The sequence below is a fragment of the Pigmentiphaga daeguensis genome, assembly GCF_039523035.1.
Lineage (GTDB): Bacteria > Pseudomonadota > Gammaproteobacteria > Burkholderiales > Burkholderiaceae_B > Pigmentiphaga > Pigmentiphaga daeguensis.
Genome location: NZ_BAAAEN010000007.1, coordinates 167,143 through 185,100, shown reverse-complemented (window position 1 = coordinate 185,100; position 17,958 = coordinate 167,143). Strand labels below are relative to the sequence as shown.

At 67.5% G+C, this 17,958-nt stretch carries 18 protein-coding genes; 12 read left to right on the top strand and 6 right to left on the bottom strand.

Annotation, left to right across the window (positions count from 1 at the left end; all coding sequences use genetic code 11):
• Positions 1-3: 3 nt before the first annotated feature.
• Together ABD104_RS11860 and ABD104_RS11855 are read right to left on the bottom strand one after the other, a co-directional pair.
• Positions 4-984: a Bug family tripartite tricarboxylate transporter substrate binding protein gene (locus ABD104_RS11860; RefSeq protein WP_087840812.1), complete on the bottom strand. Its 981-nt coding sequence runs from the start codon at positions 982-984 to the stop codon at positions 4-6.
• A 102-nt stretch (positions 985-1,086) separates the two neighbouring features.
• Positions 1,087-2,085 (bottom strand): Lnb N-terminal periplasmic domain-containing protein, encoded by a 999-nt coding sequence (locus tag ABD104_RS11855; RefSeq protein WP_207958611.1) that lies wholly within the window; start codon positions 2,083-2,085, stop codon positions 1,087-1,089.
• A 108-nt stretch (positions 2,086-2,193) separates the two neighbouring features.
• On the opposite strand from ABD104_RS11855, the gene ABD104_RS11850 reads away from it, so the two are divergent.
• On the top strand, positions 2,194-3,405 hold the full coding sequence (locus ABD104_RS11850; protein ID WP_343927586.1) for an AI-2E family transporter: 1,212 nt from the start codon (positions 2,194-2,196) through the stop codon (positions 3,403-3,405).
• Positions 3,406-3,602: 197 nt separating this feature from the next.
• Here ABD104_RS11850 and gdhA read toward each other — a convergent pair whose 3' ends face one another.
• The gene (gene gdhA / locus ABD104_RS11845) at positions 3,603-4,946 is read right to left on the bottom strand and encodes an NADP-specific glutamate dehydrogenase (RefSeq protein ID WP_207958610.1); all 1,344 of its coding nucleotides are present in this window, start codon (positions 4,944-4,946) and stop codon (positions 3,603-3,605) included.
• A gap of 320 nt (positions 4,947-5,266) precedes the next feature.
• On the opposite strand from gdhA, the gene sugE reads away from it, so the two are divergent.
• The 10 genes from sugE to ABD104_RS11795 all read left to right on the top strand — a co-directional run bounded on the left by sugE (position 5,267) and on the right by ABD104_RS11795 (position 13,402).
• Positions 5,267-5,581: a quaternary ammonium compound efflux SMR transporter SugE gene (gene sugE, locus ABD104_RS11840; RefSeq protein ID WP_087840868.1), complete on the top strand. Its 315-nt coding sequence runs from the start codon at positions 5,267-5,269 to the stop codon at positions 5,579-5,581.
• A gap of 15 nt (positions 5,582-5,596) precedes the next feature.
• Positions 5,597-6,403, top strand: a complete 807-nt coding sequence (gene murI / locus ABD104_RS11835) for a glutamate racemase (RefSeq protein ID WP_087840808.1) — start codon at positions 5,597-5,599, stop codon at positions 6,401-6,403.
• 149 nt (positions 6,404-6,552) lie between these two features.
• Positions 6,553-7,098: a GTP cyclohydrolase I FolE gene (gene folE / locus ABD104_RS11830; RefSeq protein WP_087840807.1), complete on the top strand. Its 546-nt coding sequence runs from the start codon at positions 6,553-6,555 to the stop codon at positions 7,096-7,098.
• A gap of 370 nt (positions 7,099-7,468) precedes the next feature.
• Positions 7,469-8,254, top strand: a complete 786-nt coding sequence (locus tag ABD104_RS11825; protein ID WP_087840806.1) for an ABC transporter ATP-binding protein — start codon at positions 7,469-7,471, stop codon at positions 8,252-8,254.
• Between the two features lie 62 nt (positions 8,255-8,316).
• Positions 8,317-9,312 (top strand): ABC transporter substrate-binding protein, encoded by a 996-nt coding sequence (locus ABD104_RS11820; RefSeq protein ID WP_087840805.1) that lies wholly within the window; start codon positions 8,317-8,319, stop codon positions 9,310-9,312.
• A complete protein-coding gene (locus ABD104_RS11815) occupies positions 9,312-10,160 on the top strand; it encodes an ABC transporter permease (RefSeq protein WP_087840804.1) in 849 nt (282 codons plus the stop codon). The genes ABD104_RS11820 and ABD104_RS11815 overlap by 1 nt, the downstream gene beginning before the upstream one ends.
• Positions 10,161-10,181: 21 nt before the next feature.
• The gene (locus ABD104_RS11810; protein ID WP_243724445.1) at positions 10,182-10,952 is read left to right on the top strand and encodes an SDR family oxidoreductase; all 771 of its coding nucleotides are present in this window, start codon (positions 10,182-10,184) and stop codon (positions 10,950-10,952) included.
• A gap of 83 nt (positions 10,953-11,035) precedes the next feature.
• Complete coding sequence (locus ABD104_RS11805; RefSeq protein WP_087840802.1) at positions 11,036-11,866, top strand: IclR family transcriptional regulator; 831 nt, start codon at positions 11,036-11,038, stop codon at positions 11,864-11,866.
• A gap of 19 nt (positions 11,867-11,885) precedes the next feature.
• The gene (locus tag ABD104_RS11800) at positions 11,886-13,136 is read left to right on the top strand and encodes a TIGR03862 family flavoprotein (RefSeq protein WP_087840801.1); all 1,251 of its coding nucleotides are present in this window, start codon (positions 11,886-11,888) and stop codon (positions 13,134-13,136) included.
• Between the two features lie 56 nt (positions 13,137-13,192).
• Positions 13,193-13,402, top strand: coding sequence for a heavy-metal-associated domain-containing protein (locus ABD104_RS11795; RefSeq protein WP_343927585.1), 210 nt, complete (start codon positions 13,193-13,195; stop codon positions 13,400-13,402).
• Here the strand turns inward: ABD104_RS11795 and dinB are convergent.
• Both dinB and ABD104_RS11785 read right to left on the bottom strand, forming a co-directional pair.
• A complete protein-coding gene (gene dinB, locus ABD104_RS11790) occupies positions 13,369-14,445 on the bottom strand; it encodes a DNA polymerase IV (RefSeq protein WP_087840799.1) in 1,077 nt (358 codons plus the stop codon). The genes ABD104_RS11795 and dinB overlap by 34 nt on opposite strands.
• Positions 14,446-14,472: 27 nt before the next feature.
• Positions 14,473-15,207, bottom strand: a complete 735-nt coding sequence (locus ABD104_RS11785) for a glycosyltransferase family 2 protein (RefSeq protein WP_087840798.1) — start codon at positions 15,205-15,207, stop codon at positions 14,473-14,475.
• A 182-nt stretch (positions 15,208-15,389) separates the two neighbouring features.
• On the opposite strand from ABD104_RS11785, the gene ABD104_RS11780 reads away from it, so the two are divergent.
• Positions 15,390-16,790, top strand: coding sequence for a DEAD/DEAH box helicase (locus ABD104_RS11780; protein WP_087840797.1), 1,401 nt, complete (start codon positions 15,390-15,392; stop codon positions 16,788-16,790).
• Positions 16,791-16,833: 43 nt separating this feature from the next.
• Here ABD104_RS11780 and gluQRS read toward each other — a convergent pair whose 3' ends face one another.
• Positions 16,834-17,724 carry a tRNA glutamyl-Q(34) synthetase GluQRS gene (gene gluQRS / locus ABD104_RS11775; RefSeq protein ID WP_087840796.1) on the bottom strand — a complete coding sequence of 297 codons (891 nt, stop codon included), beginning with the start codon at positions 17,722-17,724 and terminating at the stop codon, positions 16,834-16,836.
• Positions 17,725-17,958: the final 234 nt, after the last annotated feature.

The following is a 17,958-nucleotide window of genomic DNA, read 5'->3' as shown; positions in this document are numbered from 1 at the left end:
GCTCTAGTCCATTTTGATGGTGATGGATTGGCCCAGCCGCGACCATTGGCCGTACTCGGCGCGCAGGAATTCGACGAACTTCGCCCCGCCCAGCGCACTGGGCGTCGAGCCCTGGTTTTCCAGTGTCTGCTTGAAGGCCGTGTCCCGGAATACGCCGTCCACGGCCCGGTCCAGCGCGGACAGGATCGCCGCCGGCGTGCCCCGCGGCGCGAAGATGCCGTACCACCCGGCCAGCTTGACCTTGCCGAGTCCGCTCTCGGCGAGCGTCGGTACGTTGGGCAGCATGGACGAGCGTTGGGACGAGGTGACGGCGAGCGCCGTCGCCTGGCCGGACTGGACGTAGGGAAGTCCCACCTGGAGGTCGGAGAACAGCAGATCGATATGCCCGGCGTGAAGATCGATCAGCGCGGGGCCCGCACCCTTGTACGGTACATGGACCAGATTCGCGCCGGTCTCGTGTTTGATGAGTTCGGCCGCAACGTGAGGGAGCGTACCCGTGCCCGAGGACCCGATGTTCAGGCCGGCGGAGCCGGCTTTCGCGCGCGTGGAGATGTCGCCCAGCGTCCCGATGCCCGATTTCTTGCTGGCCATCAATATCATCGGAGAGGTGGCGATCATCCGTACCGCGATCAGGTCGCGGAACGGATCGTAGGGCACTTTGGTCAGTGCCGGATTGATGGTGATCGGGCCCTGCAGGCCCAACAGCAGGGTATATCCGTCCGGCGCTGCGTTCACGACCGAACTGGCGCCGATGACGCCGCCGGCGCCGGCCTTGTTCTCGACCACGACAGGCTGGCCGAGCTGCCGCGCAAGCGCTGCCGCCAGGGAGCGCCCTACCAGATCGGTGGGGCCGCCAGGCGCGTAGGGAACGACCAGCTTGATCGGCTTGGCAGGGTACCGGGTATCTTCGGCATGGACGCCGGGCGCGCAGCACAGGCCGGCAAACGCCAGGCAGAGCGCGCGGATGCGATAGGTCAACGCCATGAGTCTCCTCGTTTTTTTCGTGCTCTTGAAGCGTGGCACCGGGTGCGAGGATTACATCACAGCGCTGTTTCGCTGGGCGAAAAGTCCGGAAATAAGTGCCGGCTACCGCGCCGCGATGCCTGGCACGCCGCGCCGTATGGCCTGGGAGAAGTCCGGGTCCGCGTCGGCATCCCGCGCCCGCTGGGTGATACGGCCCAGCCGTTTCAGGTCCGCCAGCGTGTGCGAGGTGTCCAGCCCGCGCACATCGTAGATGTAGCCGGGCAGGTAGCCGGCCAGGACCAGTCGGTAGTCCATGGGCAGGCCCGGAATGATCCGGGTCATCATGTGGTAGACGATGGTCGTGCAGTTGGCCGTGATGGTGTGGTAGAAACGCGGCTTCGACACGAGCTTGTTGGCCTCGTCCACGTAGGCCAGGAACAGGGACATCATGGCCTCGCGAGGCATGGACACCCGGTACAGGTAGTCGTCTTCGCCCCGGATGTTGGTGCGTACCCGGACGATGTCGCGCTCGTCCGCCGCCACGACGCTGGTCTCGAACTCCTTGAAGAAACCGCCGATGGACGAGAATTTCTCGTGCCGTTCCTTGCGGATCTCGACCGAGAACACCAGTTGCCGGCCATCCTCGAAGCCGAACGAAACCAGGGTGTGGGCGATGGCCTCGATGGTCCAGTAGGACAGGATCAGGTCCACGCTGGCCAGCCTGGTCAGGTCGTAGCTGCGTGTCTCCCAGCGCGGGGTGTAGTCGTTCGGGCCGCGCCAGTCGAAGTTGCGCACGTTGCGCAGCGTGACCACGTGGCCGTCGACCTGGCCCGTGGTCATCTGCGCGACGTCGTCCGCCCAGACCCTGTCGTTCGACGGCGCGATGCTGTGCCACCAGGCCAGCAGCAGGCCGAAGGCCACGACGTACAGGCCCACGCCCCAGGCGGGGCGACCCGCCAGCGCCAGCCACAGCATGCCCAGGCCGAAGGCCGCGCCGGCCACGGCCGCCGCGATCTTGACGGGCAGCGGACCGGGCACCTGATAGCGCAGGGCGAAGGCCGCCCAGAGCGTGGTGGGAAGAAAGACCAGGACGGCCAGGGCCGACAGTAGAAATGTGCGCATGGGCCGGAACATACCACCGCCGGCCATCCGGCGGCAGTCCCCCGCAATGCGCCTGCCAACTGGTACAGTTGTCGGCGACGTTCCTCGGCTCACCGCTCGCGACCATTCATGACGCTTCCTGTCTTTTCCGCCCGCCTCGTGGCCCGCTGGCTGCTGATCCTGATGCTGCTGGCCGGCGCCTACTTCTTCAGCGGGTTCCTCGTTCCCGGCCTGGCGGCGCTGATCATCGGCCTGGCCAGCTGGCCCCTGTACCGGCGCTGGGTCCGCGTCTGCGGCGGGCGCACGACGCTGGCGGCCTCCGGCGCGCTGCTGGTCATCGTGGTCGGGCTGATCGTGCCCTTCGCCTACGGGCTGTCCTATGCCATCCAGGAGGCCAGCAACCTCATCCGCTGGCTGCTCGAGGCCAATCGCGAAGGCCTGGCCGTTCCGCACTGGGTGACGGGGCTGCCGCTGATCGGCGAGCGCCTGGCGGGATACTGGGAAGAACACCTGTCGCGGCCGCATGCGCTGGGCGCCTGGGTACAACTGATCAGCGGCGAGCACCTGGGCAACATCTACCGCGTGGTGCTGTCCACCACGGGCAATGTCTTCCACCTGGCGCTGACGGTGGTGTTCATGCTGATCATCCTGTTCTTCGTCTACAAGGACGGCGAGCGCATGGTCGGCCAGCTCGATACCGTGGGCGAACGGGTACTGCCGGTGCGCTGGACCCGGCTTTCGCGCGTGGTGCCGGCCACCATCAGCGCGACCGTGACCGGCATGGGCCTGATCGCCATCGGCGAAGCCGTCGTGCTGGGCACGGCCTACTGGATAGCCGGCGTGCCGTCGCCGGCCCTGCTGGGGCTGATCACCGGCTTCATGGCCCTGGTGCCCGGCGGCGCTCCGCTGGCCTTCACCATGGTCTCGCTGTACCTGGTCGGCTCGGGCAAGCTCATCGCCGGCATCGGGTTGTTCGCCTGGGGCACGCTGGAACTCTTCATCGTCGACAAGACCCTGCGCCCCCGCCTGGTGGGCGGCCCCGTCAAGCTTCCCTTCCTGCCTACCTTCATCGGCCTGGTGGGCGGCGTACAAACCATGGGCCTGGTCGGCCTTTTCGTCGGCCCGGTCCTGATGGCCCTGCTGGTCGCGATCTGGCGCGAATGGCTGCGAGAGGAAAGCCCCCCTAGAGGAAGCCCCCCCCTACGCGCTTACGCGCGCCCCCCAGGGAGCGGCACAGGCGGACCGGAAGGAAAGCCCACCCCCATGCGGCCTCCGGCCGCTCCCCCTCAAGGGGGCGGCACTGGCGGACCGGCGAAGCCGGATCCGCGGCGCCCTGGGTAGGGGGCAAAACAAAATGGCCTCGCTTTCACAAAGCGAGGCCATTTTTTCTTCATTTCCAACTGCTGGCAGCCAGCGAAGCATCACTGCTCCAAACCAGGATAACCGTACTAGACCCAGGATGCGGAGGATCCGGCTCCGCCGGTCCTCGCGCATCGCCCCCTGGGGGGGCGCCCGTAAGGGCGTAGGGGGGGACTGAATTAATACACCCCTTGCGCCAGCATCGCGTCGGCCACCTTCACGAAGCCGGCGATGTTCGCGCCGTCTACGTAGTTGATGGAGCCGTCGGCGCGGCTGCCGTGGCGCACGCAGTTCTCGTGGATGTCCTTCATGATGGCGCGCAGGCGCTCGTCGACTTCGGCGTGGTGCCACGACAGGCGTTGCGAGTTCTGCGCCATTTCCAGGCCCGACACGGCCACGCCGCCGGCGTTGCTGGCCTTGCCGGGGGCGTACAGGGTGCCGGCCCGGGTGAAGACGTCCACGGCTTCCAGCGTCGAGGGCATGTTCGCGCCTTCGGCCACGCACAGGACGCCGTTGCGGACCAGGGTCTCGGCGTCGTTGTGGTCGAGTTCGTTCTGGGTGGCGCAGGGCAGGGCGATGTCGACCGGGATGTGCCAGGGGCGCTTGCCGGCTTCGAACGACAGCTTGTTGCGCGAGGCGAAGTCGGCCAGGCGGCCGCGTTGGACGTTCTTGAGGTCCATGATCTCCTTGAGCATGTCGACGCCGATGCCGTCCTTCACGTACAGCGTGCCGTCGGAGTCGGACAGGCTCACGACCTTCGCGCCCAGGTCCAGCGCTTTTTCGGCGGCGTACTGCGCGACGTTGCCCGAGCCGGAGATCGACACGGACTTGCCGTCGAAGCTCTGGTTCTTGCGATACAGCATCTGCTCGGCGAAATAGATGGTGCCGTAGCCGGTGGCCTCGGGACGCATCAGGCTGCCGCCGAAGGCCAGGCCCTTGCCGGTGAACACCGCCGACGCGCTGTTGGACAGCTTCTTCATCATGCCGGCCATGAAGCCCACTTCGCGCGCACCCACGCCGATGTCGCCGGCGGGCACGTCGGTGTCGGGGCCGAGGTGGCGGTACAGTTCCGCCATCAGGGCCTGGCAGAAGCGCATGACTTCGCCGTCGCTCTTGCCCTTAGGGTCGAAGTCGGAGCCGCCCTTGCCGCCGCCCATGGGCAGGGTGGTCAGCGAGTTCTTGAAGGTCTGTTCGAATGCCAGGAAGCGCAGGATCGACAGGTTGACCGACGGGTGCAGCCGCATGCCGCCCTTGAACGGGCCGATGGCCGAGTTGTGCTGGATGCGGAAGCCGCGGTTGACCTGGGTCTGGCCCCGGTCATCGACCCAGCAGACGCGGAACTGGATGATGCGCTCGGATTCCACCAACCGCTCCAGCAGGCCATGTTCGGCGTAGCGCGGGTGTTTCTGCAGGAAAGGCCAGAGGCTGGTCATGACCTCCTTGACGGCTTGCAGGAACTCCGGCTGGTGAGGATCGCGCAGGGCGACCTGCGAGAGAAAGCTGTCTAGGCTGGCGTGTTTCAATATCGGCTCCGTTGAATGTCCGGGCGCTTGGGGTCGTCCTGCCGCAGCGAGCTGCGAGCGGCATCGAGGGCTGCACCTTTTGCGTGCGGCAATTGCTCTGATGTGGTGCGTTGCACCGAAAAAACGCGGCATTGTAATCGCGTTTTTCCGTCATCATGTCGGTAAACGACGACTTTATGCACGTATTTAGTGCGATTTTTAAAAAGGGACGGAGCATGGTGCTGAAGCGTTTCCCGGCGTTTAAATAGGGACGGAGCGACGCGGGGACGACCCCGCTGGTCATGACGAATGGGGACGGCCCCGCAACCAGGAAGAAAATGATGGCTTGGACCCTTTTGATCATCGCCGGACTGATGGAGGTCGGCTGGGCGATCGGCTTGAAGTACACGCATGGATTCACGCGGCTGTGGCCGTCGGTGGGCACTGTCACCGCCATCGTCGTCAGCATGGGATTGCTGGGCGTGGCGATGCGCACGCTGCCCGTGGGAACCGCCTATGCCATCTGGGTGGGGGTTGGCGCCGTGGGGACTGCCGCCCTGGGCATCCTGCTGTTCGGCGAGGCTGCCAGCCCGGCGCGCCTGGTCAGCCTGGGGCTGATCGTCGCAGGTATCATAGGGCTGAAACTGGCTTCCTAGCGTGCATTTCATCCCATGACCCTCGCCGTTCACGACGGACCCCTGGGCATCTTCGACTCCGGCGTGGGCGGCATCAGCGTGCTGAGCGCCATCCGGCAGGCGTTGCCCCATGAAGACCTGCTGTACGTGGCCGATAGCGGCCACCTGCCCTATGGAGAGAAGACGCCGGCCTACATCGTGGCGCGCGCCTTGCGCCTGGCGGAGTTCTTCCTTTCGAATGGGGCCAGGGCGGTGGCCATCCCCTGCAACACCGCCACGGCGGTCGCGGTGGATGCCCTGCGCGACCGCTACCCGGAACTGCCCATCGTCGGCATCGAGCCCGCTGTCAAGCCGGCCGTGCGGTTGACCCGTTCCGGGGTGATAGGGGTGCTGGCCACCACGGGCACCCTCCTGAGCGACCGCTTCCACGCGCTGGTCCGGCGCGAGGCGCCCGGCGTGGATGTGCTGCTCAAGCCTTGTCCCGGCTGGGTGTCGCTGGCCGAAGAAGGCTGGACGCCGGACCGCGACCATCTGGTGGCCGAGCCGCTGGCCGAACTGGTCGAGCGCGGCGCCGACGTCCTGGTGCTGGGCTGCACGCACTTTCCCTTCCTGATCGAGCCGATCCGGCGCCACGTGGGGCCGGACGTGGCGGTGCTGGAGACGGGCGTGCCGTTCGCCCGCCAGTTGCAGCGGCAATTGCTGGCCCATGGGTTGGCGCGCGAGGCGGGCGAGGGCGGCGTGGCCTTCATGACCAGCGGGGATCCGGCCGAGGTCGCGCGGCGCATCGCCCGCCTGACCGGGCGGGAGACCACGGTCGAGCGCCTTCCCCTGCAATATTGCTGAGACCGCACGGCGGCCCCGACTCGGGAGCGGGGTAGGGCCTTTCCGGCTCCGTCGCAGGCGATGGGGTATCCTCACGCCTTCCGCGGGCCTTCGCGCCGCGCCCGGCCGGTCCCAGCGCCGCCGTCTTCACGGATACCTCGGGAACCTTCATGTCGCTCGAACAGCACTACACGTCCATACTCGAACAGCTCGGCGAGGATCCGCGCCGGGAGGGCCTGCGCGATACGCCCAAGCGCGCCGCCAAGGCCATGAAATACCTGTGCCAGGGATATACGCAGAACCTCGACGAGATCGTCAACGGCGCCCTGTTCTCGTCCGACACCAATGAAATGGTGCTGGTCAAGAACATCGAACTGTATTCCCTGTGCGAGCACCACTTGCTGCCCTTCATCGGCAAGGCCCACGTGGCCTACCTGCCCAACGGCAAGGTGCTGGGGCTATCCAAGGTCGCGCGCATCGTCGACATGTACGCCCGCCGCCTCCAGATTCAGGAAAATCTGTGTCTGCAGATCGCCGAGGCCGTCCAGCAGGTGACCGATGCCCTGGGCGTGGCCGTGGTCATCGAGGCCCAGCACATGTGCATGATGATGCGTGGCGTCGAGAAGCAGAACTCTTCCATGGTCAGTTCGGTCATGCTGGGCGCATTCCGCGAAAACCCCTCGACGCGCGCCGAATTCCTCGAACTGATCCGCTGACCGGGTCGGCCGGTCCGCCATGGCCGCGCACCGGACGGGTGCGCCCCCACTGTTTCTCTGACCATGGATGGTGCAAGGCCGCACCGCCATGGCGCGTCCTGCTCGGTACAGGGGCCGGTCTTGGACCTGGCCCGGTGTTTGCTAGGCCTTAGGTAGTGGTTTACCCCAGTCGCGCCTCCAAAATCGAGGCGCTATATTTTTGCCACTGTTCCGTATATGAGATGAGGTTTCGTATTTAAGACGACGAACGATGCCGGCCCAGCGATGGAATAACACTATCGCAGTGTCCGGCCCCCCGCAACCGCGGGGGCGGGGCGGTTCCGTTCCCGTTCGCCGCTGAATCGAGACCCGGTTCCTACAGGCCCGCAACATGAATGAAATCGAGTTCCGCAAGGTTGGCAAGCGCTTCATGGACCGCCAGACGGGACAGCCCCGTACCGCGGTCACGGACGTCAATCTCAGCATACGCAGCGGCGAGGTGGTGTCCATCATCGGTCCGTCCGGCTGCGGCAAGAGCACGTTGCTGAACATGGGCGCGGGCCTTTACCTGCCCAGCGAGGGCGAGGTCTACGTGGGCGGCGAGCGCGTCACCAAGCCCGTGCGCAAGGTGGCGTTCATGCTGCAGAAAGACCTGCTGATGCCGTGGCGCACCATACGGGCCAACGTCGAGCTGGGGCTGGAGATCGACGGCGCCCCCGCCCGCGAGCGCAGGGTGATCGCGGACGAACTGCTGGCCAAGTGCCATCTGAAGGGATTCGAGGAACACTTCCCCTACCAGTTGTCGGGCGGCATGCGCCAACGCGCCGCCCTGGCCCGGACGCTGGCCGTCGACCCGCAGGTGCTGCTGCTGGACGAACCTTTCTCGGCGCTGGATGCGCAGACCAAGATGGTGCTGCAGCAGGACCTGGCCAAGATGGTGTACGAGAAACGCAAGACGGCGCTGTTCATTACCCACGACCTGGTGGAGGCCATCGCGCTGTCCGATCGCCTGCTGGTGATGAGCGAGCGCCCCGGCACCATCATCGAGGAAATCATCGTCGACCTGCCCATGCGGGACAACCCGCTGGAGCGGCGCAAGCTGCCGGAAATCGGCCCGCTGCAGGGGCGGTTGATGGAACTGCTGAAAGTGGGCAAGGAAACCGCCGAACTGCATTGAACCGCCCGTCCCCCCGATCTCGCACGTCGCGCCCGTGGGCGCCCATTCTTACAGGAAGCCCTATGAAAAACGCTCTGGTCTCGTTCAGCTTCAAACTGGCCGCCGTCGCCGTGGTTGCCGCGTCGCCCTTCGCCGTCCACGCCGCGCCCGAGGAAGTGAACTATCTGTTGCCCGCCCCGCCCACGCTGCCGGCCTTCGCCCCGTGGATGATCGCGCAGCAGCGCGGCTACTACGCCGATGAGAACATCAAGGTCAATTTCGTGCTCGGCAAGGGCGGCGTCGACGTCGCCAAGCAGATCGGCGCCGGCAACGCCGTGATCGGCGGCGCCATCGGCGACACGCCCATCATCGTCCGCGCCAACGGCGTGCCGGTGAAGGCCGTCGCCGTGCTTGGCGCCGGTTCGCTGTCGGCGCTGGCGGTCAAGAAGGACGGCCCGATCAAGTCGGTGGCCGACCTCAAGGGCAAGACCCTGACCGTGATTTCTTACAGCGACACGACCTACTACGCGCTGCTGGGCACGCTCAAGAAGTACAACCTGAGCAAGAACGATGTGTCCATCCAGGCAGCCGGCCCGGCCGGCGTCTGGCAGTTGTTCGCCGCCGGCAAGTCCGAGGGCATGGCCGCCACGCCCGACTGGCTGGTCGATGCCGACGAGGCCACCAACGGCAACGTCGAATACCTGAAGATCGACAAGCCTTTCAACAGCATGGCGCAGGCCATCATCGCCTCGGACGAGACGATCAAGAAGAATCCGGACCTGATCAAGCGCCTGGTGCGCGCGACCCTGCGCGGCATGCAGGACGTGATGAAGGATCCCAAGAGCGCCGCCGCCACCTACGCGCAGGCCGCGCCGGCCTTCAAGGGCAAGGAAGAGAAGCTCGAGCGCATCCTGCGCCTGTACAACAAGTACGTGTACGCCGACCAGAAGGTGCTGGGCCAGATGGATACCGCCCGCCTGGCGGAGGTGCAGAAGTTCTACGTGTCGGAAGGCATCGTGTCCAAGGCCGCGCCCTTGACCGATCTTTATACGAACCAGTTCGTCGGGGTTGAGCGGTAATGTCTGTATCCGTATCCAATGAAAACGCGCCCGCCGTGGCGGGCGCCGCCAAGCCGGCGGCCCGGCCGTTCTTCTCGGGCAAGGTCGCCACGGCCAGCGGCAGCGTGCTGGTCCTGCTGGTGTTCCTGGCCGCCTGGGAATGGGGCCCCGGCCTGCTCAACATGCCGGAATTCATCCTGCCCCGCTTCAGCCGGGTCGTCCAGGAGTTCGGCCACATGTGGCAGAACAGCGAGCTGCTCATGCACAGCGGCATCACCGCGTTCGAGGTGATCGTCGGCTTCATCCTGGGCGCCCTGCTGGGCCTGGTGGTGGGCGTGGTGCTGGGCCTGTCGCCCACCACGGAATCGATCCTGTCGCCGTACATCCTGGCGCTGCAGATCGCGCCCAAGGTGGCGTTCGCGCCGCTGTTCGTGATGTGGCTGGGCTATACCATCTATCCGAAGATCCTGGTGGCGATCCTGATCGTGTTCTTCCCGGTCATGATCAACGTGCTGTCGGCCGTGCGCACCGTGGATCCCGACATGGTCAACCTGGTCCGCACGCTCAATGCCAGCCGTTGGCAGATCTTCCGCCTGGTCGAGTTCCCGTCGGCGCTGCCGGCGCTGTTCTCGGGACTGCGCATCGCCTCGACGCTGGCCGTCATCGGCGTGACCGTGGGCGAACTGGTCGGGGGCAATCTGGGCCTGGGCTTCCTGCTGGTCGACGGCGAGGGGCAGGGCAACACTTCGGCCGTGTTCGTCACGATCGCGGTGCTCACGCTGATCGGCATCGTCGCCTACGCGGGCGTCGTCTGGGCCGAGAAGCGGGTACTTCACTATCTGCCGCGCGCGGCCACCACCACGGTCTGAGCGCGGGTAATGGGAGCAAAGTTGGATTCAAGCACTATCGGTAATCTTCTGCGGGGCCGCCGCGTCCTGGTGACGGGCGCGGCGCGCGGGCTGGGCTACGAGTTCGCGGTGGCGTTGTGCCAGGCCGGCGCGCAGGTGGCCATGGCGGACATCCTGGCCGACACGCTGAAGCAGGCGGTGGAGTCGCTGCAGGCGCGCGGTTTCCCGGTGCACGGCATCGAGGTCGACCTGGGCGACAAGGCGTCCGTCGAGCGGTGCGCGGCGCGCGCCGTCGAACTGCTGGGCGGGCTGGACGGGCTGGTGAACAACGCTGCCATCACCAACTCGGGCGGGCGCACCGCGCACCAGCTCGATGTCGAGGTGTGGGACAAGGTCATGCAGGTCAACGTGCGCGGCACCTGGCTGATGTCCGTCGCCTGCCATGCGGCGCTGAAGGCGTCGGGGCGCGGCGCCATCGTCAACCTGGCGTCCGACACCGCGCTGTGGGGCGCGCCCAACCTGCTGGCCTACGTCGCCAGCAAGGGCGCGGTCACGGCGATGACGCGGTCGCTGGCGCGCGAGTTCGGCGCCGACGACATCACCGTCAACGCCATCGCGCCCGGACTGACCCTGGTCGAGGCGACGGAGTACGTGCCCGAGGCCCGGCACCGGCTCTACCATGACCAGCGCGCGATCAGCCGCGAGCAGGTGCCCGAGGACGTGAGCGGTTCGGTCCTTTTCGCCCTGTCCGACCTCGCGCGCTTCGTGACTGGACAACTGCTTCCGGTCAACGGTGGATTCGTGATGAATTGAAAAAAGGCCAGCGGTGTGGCCGGCGCCGCTTGTCGGGACCGGTATCATTCCGTCCGCGAGCCATACAGACAGTCGGTCACACCATGAGCAAAGGGAACATTTCGGAGGTCGCGCAGGACAAGTATCTGGTTCCGGCGCTGGAGCGCGGCCTGTTGCTGCTGGGACAATTCAGCCATGTCGACCGCAAGCTGTCGGCGCCCGAGCTGGCGCGCCGCCTCAGCCTGCCGCGGTCCACGGTCTTTCGGTTGCTGATGACCCTGGAATCCATGGGCTTCGTCCAGCGCGCCGAGGGCGGGCACGATTACCGGCTCGGGCTGGCGGTGCTGCGCCTGGGCTTCGAATACCTGGCCTCGCTCGAATTGACCGAGCTGGGGGCGCCGCTGCTGGAGCGCCTGCGCGGCGAGATCGGATTCTCGTGCAACCTGGTCGTGCGCGACGGCCGCTCCATCGTCTATGTCGCCAAGTCGTCGGCGCCCACGCCCTTCACCAGTTCGGTCCACGTCGGCACGCGGCTGCCGGCGCATGCCACGGTGCTGGGCCGCGTCCTGCTGGAAGACCTCACGCTGGACGAACTGCGCGAGCTGTTTCCCGAGAAGCACCTGGAAAGCTATTCCTCCAGCACGCCCACGACCGTGATGGAACTCTACGAGCTGGTGCAGAAGGATCGCCAGCGCGGCTATGTCCTGCAGGAGGCCTTCTTCGAGGCCCGGGTCTCGACGATCGCCGCGCCGGTGCGCGACGCCACCGGCCGCATCGTCGCCGCGCTCGGGGCAACGATTCCCTCGTCGCGCTTCGAGCCCGAGCGCATCGACGACCTGGTGGCGCGGGTGCGCAGCACCGCCATGGAGTTGTCGCGCCTCCTGAATTATTCGCCCGAGAAAATGCAGGCCATGGGCCGGGTCGCCAACCTGTGACCGGGGCGGAATGCCGGGCATGGCGGCGCCATTGACCGTGTCTGCCCGCGCCGCGGTGGTGGGGGCCGGGCCCGCCGGCCTGATGGCGGCCGAGGTGCTGGCCGGGGCCGGCATCGCCGTGGACGTCTACGACGCCATGCCGTCGGCGGGCCGCAAGTTCCTGCTGGCCGGCATAGGCGGCCTGAACATCACCCATTCCGAACCCCACGCGGCGTTCCTGTCCCGCTACGGCGACCGGGCCCGCGTGCTAGCTCCCATGCTCGAGGCGTTCGGCGCCCAGGCCGTACGCGATTGGACCGAAGGCCTGGGCATAGATACGTTCGTCGGATCCTCGGGCAGGGTCTTTCCGAAAGAGATGAAGGCCGCGCCGCTGTTGCGCGCGTGGCTGCATCGCCTGCGGGAACGGGGCGTGCGCCTGCACATGCGGCATCGGTGGCTGGGATGGGAGGCGGACGGCGCGCTGGCCTTCGATACGCCCGGTGGCCGCACGGCCCATCGCCATGACGCGGTGGTGCTGGCCCTGGGCGGGGCCAGTTGGCCGAGGCTGGGCTCGGATGCGGCCTGGGTGCCGTGGCTGGCCGGGCGCGGCGTGCGCGTCGAGCCGCTGGTGCCGGCCAACTGCGGTTTCGAGATCGATTGGAGCCCGCACTTGCGCGAGCGCTACGCTGGGCAGCCCGTGCGCGCCGTCACGCTCTCCATGTCCGATGACCAGGGCGACTGGTGCCGAAGCGGCGAGTTCGTCGTGTCCGACTATGGCGTCGAAGGCAGCCTCATCTACGCCGCGTCCGCCCGCCTGCGAGAGGCCATTGCCCGGCACGGCCGCGCCGAGCTGAGGCTGGACCTGGCGCCCGGGCTTGGCCTCGAGCGCGTCGCGCGGGAACTGGCGTGGCCGCGCGGCAGCAAGTCCATGGCCAACCATCTGCGCGCGCGCATCAAGGTGGATGGCGTGAAGGCGGGCCTGCTGCGCGAAATCGTGCCGGCCGCCGATTTCCAGGATCCCGTCCGGCTGGCCGCCTGGGTGAAATCGCTGCCGTTGACGCTGCGCGCGCCGCGCCCGATCGACGAGGCCATCAGCAGCGCGGGCGGCGTGGCGTTCGAAGGCATGGACGAGCACGGCATGCTGCGTGCGCTGCCCGGTGTCTTCTGCGCCGGCGAAATGCTGGACTGGGAGGCGCCCACCGGGGGCTATCTGCTCACGGCCTGCCTGGCCAGCGGCCGTTGGTCGGGGCTGGGCGCGGCCCGTTGGTTGGCGCGGCGCAACGGCGCTTGACCTTGCCATCGTGGGAAGGGAAATACTGGCTACACCATCACGAAAGGAGTCATGCCATGTTTGAATTCCAGGTGCAGGGAATGAGCTGCGTACACTGCGTCAAGTCCGTTACCCAGGCGGTGCAGTCCGCCTATCCCCAGGCCCATGTCGAGGTCGACCTGGGTGCCGGGAAGGTGCGCGTCGACCAGGCCGGCGATGCCGCGCGCATCGCCAAGCTGATCGAAGAGGCCGGCTATACGGTGTCGGGTTCCGAAACCGTAGGCTGATCGCCGAACAGCGCGAGCTGTCCGCCGGGCGTGCCCAGGCGCACGCCCAGTCCCATCAGCCGCACGGCGCGGGGGTTGCGGCGAAAGGCCGTGGCCAGCAGGATGCGAAACTGTTCCTCGTCCAGCGCCGCGCCCACGCCCTCGGCGGTGGTGCGGTTGAAGTCCGAGAAGCGCAGCTTCACGAACAGCTTCTGGATGTGGTTCTGGGCGTCGGCGCGGCGCACGCGCGCGTCGAGCTGGTCCAGCATCTCGCGCAGGAGTTCCTGGCACGCCTCCAGGGTGTGCAGGTCCGTGACGAAGGTCTGTTCCACGCTTACCGACTTGCGCTCGCGGGTGGGCGAGACCTCGCGGTGGTCGATGCCGCGGCACAGGTCGTACAGGCGTTCGCCGAACGCGCCGAATTCCTCGCGCAGCCGGTCGTGTTCCCACGCTCTCAGGTCGGCGCAGGTTTCCACGCCCAGCGTCTTGAGCCGCGCGCCGGTCACCTTGCCCACGCCGTGCAGCTTGGACACGGGCAGGGCCGCCACGAAGGCGTCCACGTCCTGGGGGCGTACCACGAACAGACCGTCCGGCTTGTTCCAGTCGCTGGCGATCTTGGCCACGAACTTGCTGGGCGCGACGCCCGCCGAGACCGTGATGCCGACGGTCTGCGCCACGCGTTGCCGGATCTCGCTGGCGATCAGCGTGGCGCTGCCCCGCAGCCGGTTGCTGCCGGTCACGTCCAGGTAGGCCTCGTCCAGCGACAGCGGCTCGACCAGTTCGGTGTAGTCGCGGTAGATGTCCATGATCTGCGCCGAGGCCACGCGATACATCTCCATCCTGGGCGGAATGATGAGCAGGTCCGGGCACAGCCGTACCGCGCGTGCCGACGACATCGCGGAATGGATACCGTACTTGCGCGCCTCGTAGTTGCAGGTGGCCACCACGCCGCGGGTCTCGGGGCGCCCGCCCACGGCCAGCGGCCGGCCGCGCAGGCTGGGGTCGTCGCGCATTTCTATCGACGCGTAGAAGCAATCGCAATCGCAGTGGATGATCTTGCGCATGGCCGCTCGCCGGTTTTGCCTCCGCGCCTACTTCAGGCTGAGCTTCGCGTAGCGATAGAAACTGCCGGCGGCCGCGGTGGCCGCGAGCAGGAACCCATGGCGGCCGTCCAGGAAGCCGCGCTTGAAGAGGTACAGCCGCACGAAGGTCCAGGCGCCATGGCCGATCGCCGCGCCCATGCCGGCGCGCCGGCCGCGCGCGTGTAAAGCCTGCGCGCTGTCGGTGGAATAGCGGTTCATCTTCGCGATGGCGCTGTCCAGGTCGGGATAGGTGTAGTGCAGCAGATGCGGCGCCAGGTGCCCCACCTCGCCGTCGGCGACCACCTTCTCGTGCACCAGGTCGTCGCTGAAGCGCGCCGTGCCGCGCCGGAACAGGCGCAGCACGCGATCGGGCCACCAGCCGCTGTGCCGGATGAAGCGGCCGCAGAAGCTGGACAGCCGCGGCATGTCGTACGCATCGTGGCGCGGAGCGCGCAGGGTGTCGGCGATGGCGGCGGCCAGTTCGGGCGTCACCCGCTCGTCGGCGTCCAGCGACAATACCCAGTCGCCGGTGGCCAGGGCCAGCGCGCGGTTCTTCTGCGGGCCGAAGCCCGGCCAGTCCGAGGTGACCTCGACCCGGGCGCCAAGGCTGCGCGCGATGTCCACCGTCTCGTCGGTGCTGCCCGAGTCGACCACGACGATTTCGTCGGCGAAGCGGACCGATTCCAGGCAGTCGGCCAGATTGCGGGCCTCGTTGCGGGCGATGATGATGACGGACAGGCGCATGGCGCATGCGGAGCAGGGTGGCGATGCCGCCATTACAGCATGGTGGGGCGAGGCGGCGGGCCAGGTCGCCGCCGTTTTTCTTCCTGGCTGACAGGGCGGCTTTTGGGGTAAAATCTAAGTCTTTGATTTTTCTGGACTATTGATACGCATCATCGTGTTGCGGCATTGGTGGTCCGCCCACCATGACAGATACAGCGGCATCAGGGCCCAGTTCTTTTGCCGATTTCGGCCTGCACCCCGACATACTCAAGGCGGTCGTCGCCACCGGGTACACCATTCCGACGCCTATCCAGGCGCAAGCGATTCCGGTCGTCACCAGCGGCCGCGACGTAATGGGCGCAGCGCAAACCGGAACCGGAAAGACCGCGGCTTTCACCCTTCCCATCCTCCATCGGCTCATGCCCTTGGCCAACCACAGCGCCTCGCCGGCACGGCATCCCGTCCGCGCGCTGATCCTTACGCCCACGCGCGAGCTGGCCGACCAGGTGGCCGACAACGTCAAGCGCTACAGCCAGTTCACGCCCCTGCGCGCGGCCGTGGTCTTCGGCGGGGTCGACATCGGCCCGCAGAAGGAAGAAGTGCGGCGCGGCTGCGAGGTGTTGATCGCGACGCCGGGGCGCCTGCTCGACCACGTCGAGCAAAAGACCATCAACCTGGGCCAGGTCGGCATGCTGGTGCTGGACGAGGCCGACCGGATGCTCGACATGGGCTTCCTGCCGGATCTCGAGCGCATCATCCGCCTGCTGCCCCAGCAGCGCCAGACGCTGCTGTTCTCGGCCACCTTCAGCAACGAGATCCGCAAGCTGGCGCGCTCGTACCTGACGCAGCCGGTCGAGATCGAGGTCGCGGCACGCAACGCCACCGCCGACACCGTCAGCCAGATCGCCTACAAGCTCAGCGGCGACGCCAAGCGTGCAGCGGTCGTGCACCTGGTCAAGTCGCGCGGCCTGAAGCAGGTCATCGTGTTCTCCAACACGAAGATCGGCACCGCCCGCCTGGCGCGGCAGCTCGAGCGCGACGGCGTGCGCGCCGAATCCATCCACGGCGACAAGACCCAGGCCGATCGCATGAAGGCGCTCGAGGCCTTCAAGGCCGGCGAGCTGGAAGTGCTGGTGGCGACCGACGTCGCGGCCCGGGGCCTGGACGTGGCCGGCGTGCCCTGCGTGATCAACTACGACCTGCCCTATAACGCCGAGGACTACGTGCACCGCATCGGGCGCACCGGCCGCGCCGGCGCCACGGGCGAGGCCATCGCGCTGTTCACGCCCGAGGAAGAGAAGTTCCTGCTCGACGTCGAGAAGCTGATCAAGCGCCAGATCCCGCGCGGCCAGCTGGACCTGCCCGCCTCGCTGCTGGCCTCGTCGCGCGGCGAGCGTCCGGTCCGTGGCCATGGCGGACGCGGCGAGCGCGGCGAACGCCATCGCTACGAGCCGCCGTCCAAGCCCGTCGACGATTTCTTCTTCCGTCCCTACGTGCCCGCGGCCGGCGCCGAGCCTGCCCGCACCGAGGCGCCTCCCGTGCCGGCGCGCACCTCCGCCAAGCGGCCGCTGGCCGTGCTGCTGGGCGGCGGCAAGAAGGACTGAGTTTCTCGCCGCGCATGATCGGGGCGCCGGCCGCGCCCCGGCCTCACCCCCCGCGTATTTCCCATCGCCGCGCCCAGCGGTCCGTGGCCTCGGCCAGGAAGGCCGGGGCGTCCGCCGCCGGCAGCGGCTCGAATTGCAGGTGGCGCCATGCCTCCTGCAACGCGGCCAACGGCCGGCGCGTATCGATCGCCGCGGCGCCGGTCTGCTTCGACAGTTTCTGCCCGTCGGCATTGACCACCACCGGCACGTGCATCCAGCGGGGAACCGGCAGGGACAGCAGCGTCTGCAGGACTTTCTGCCTGGGCGTCGATCCGAGCAGGTCCTCGCCGCGGACGACGTCGGTGACGCCTTGCCAGGCATCGTCCACCACCACGGCCAATTGGTAGGCCCACATCCCGTCCGCGCGAAAAAGCACGAAGTCGCCCACGTCGGCCGCCACGTCCTGCTCGATCACCCCCATCCAGCGATCTTCGATGCGCACGTCGCCCGGCGGCACGCGCAGCCGCCAGGCGCGCGCCGGCTTGCCGTGCAGCCCGTCGCGGCAGGTGCCCGGATAGGGCAGCTCGCCGGGCGGGAGGTAGCCGCGCGAGTTCAGGATGGAGTCGGCGATTTCCTTGCGCGTGCAGCCGCAGGCGTAGACCATGCCCTGCCGCCGCAGCGCATCGAAGGCGTCGCGGTAGGCCTGGTGGCGCGAGGACTGGTGGAGGACCTCGCCGTCCCAGTGCAGGCCCAGCGCGCGCAGTTGCTCGAGGATGACGCGGTCGGCGCCTTCCACGACCCGGGGAGCGTCCAGGTCCTCGATGCGCACCAGCCAGCGCCCGCCGTGGGCGCGGGCGTCCAGGTAGCTGGCCAGCGCGGCCACCAGCGAGCCCTGGTGCAGGGGGCCGGTGGGGCTGGGGGCGAAGCGGCCGACGTAGTCCGATGGCGCGTGCATGAGGGACGCCGTTCCTTGAGTTCGAATGAAGTCCTCGAAGGATACGGCACAAATCAACGAGGTTCTGCTGTCCGGCCCGCCCTGATAGACTGGAAACGGACGAAGGCCGGTCTTCGCCCCCGACGATTGAAATCGGTCGGCGTGTCCCACATATAAGACAGTAACTGGCCGGCCCGGCGGTGTGCCGGGCCGGCGTCTTCGGCCGCCGGGTCCATCCCACGGCAGGGGGCGCAC

Coding starts and splice junctions, on each gene's coding strand:
- ABD104_RS11860 (WP_087840812.1), bottom strand. CDS start 984: ATGGCGTTGACCTATCGCATCCGCGCGCTCTGCCTGGCGTTTGCCGGC.
- ABD104_RS11855 (WP_207958611.1), bottom strand. CDS start 2,085: ATGCGCACATTTCTACTGTCGGCCCTGGCCGTCCTGGTCTTTCTTCCC.
- ABD104_RS11850 (WP_343927586.1), top strand. CDS start 2,194: ATGACGCTTCCTGTCTTTTCCGCCCGCCTCGTGGCCCGCTGGCTGCTG.
- sugE (WP_087840868.1), top strand. CDS start 5,267: ATGGCTTGGACCCTTTTGATCATCGCCGGACTGATGGAGGTCGGCTGG.
- murI (WP_087840808.1), top strand. CDS start 5,597: ATGACCCTCGCCGTTCACGACGGACCCCTGGGCATCTTCGACTCCGGC.
- folE (WP_087840807.1), top strand. CDS start 6,553: ATGTCGCTCGAACAGCACTACACGTCCATACTCGAACAGCTCGGCGAG.
- ABD104_RS11825 (WP_087840806.1), top strand. CDS start 7,469: ATGAATGAAATCGAGTTCCGCAAGGTTGGCAAGCGCTTCATGGACCGC.
- ABD104_RS11820 (WP_087840805.1), top strand. CDS start 8,317: ATGAAAAACGCTCTGGTCTCGTTCAGCTTCAAACTGGCCGCCGTCGCC.
- ABD104_RS11815 (WP_087840804.1), top strand. CDS start 9,312: ATGTCTGTATCCGTATCCAATGAAAACGCGCCCGCCGTGGCGGGCGCC.
- ABD104_RS11805 (WP_087840802.1), top strand. CDS start 11,036: ATGAGCAAAGGGAACATTTCGGAGGTCGCGCAGGACAAGTATCTGGTT.
- ABD104_RS11800 (WP_087840801.1), top strand. CDS start 11,886: ATGGCGGCGCCATTGACCGTGTCTGCCCGCGCCGCGGTGGTGGGGGCC.
- ABD104_RS11795 (WP_343927585.1), top strand. CDS start 13,193: ATGTTTGAATTCCAGGTGCAGGGAATGAGCTGCGTACACTGCGTCAAG.
- dinB (WP_087840799.1), bottom strand. CDS start 14,445: ATGCGCAAGATCATCCACTGCGATTGCGATTGCTTCTACGCGTCGATA.
- ABD104_RS11785 (WP_087840798.1), bottom strand. CDS start 15,207: ATGCGCCTGTCCGTCATCATCATCGCCCGCAACGAGGCCCGCAATCTG.
- ABD104_RS11780 (WP_087840797.1), top strand. CDS start 15,390: ATGACAGATACAGCGGCATCAGGGCCCAGTTCTTTTGCCGATTTCGGC.
- gluQRS (WP_087840796.1), bottom strand. CDS start 17,724: ATGCACGCGCCATCGGACTACGTCGGCCGCTTCGCCCCCAGCCCCACC.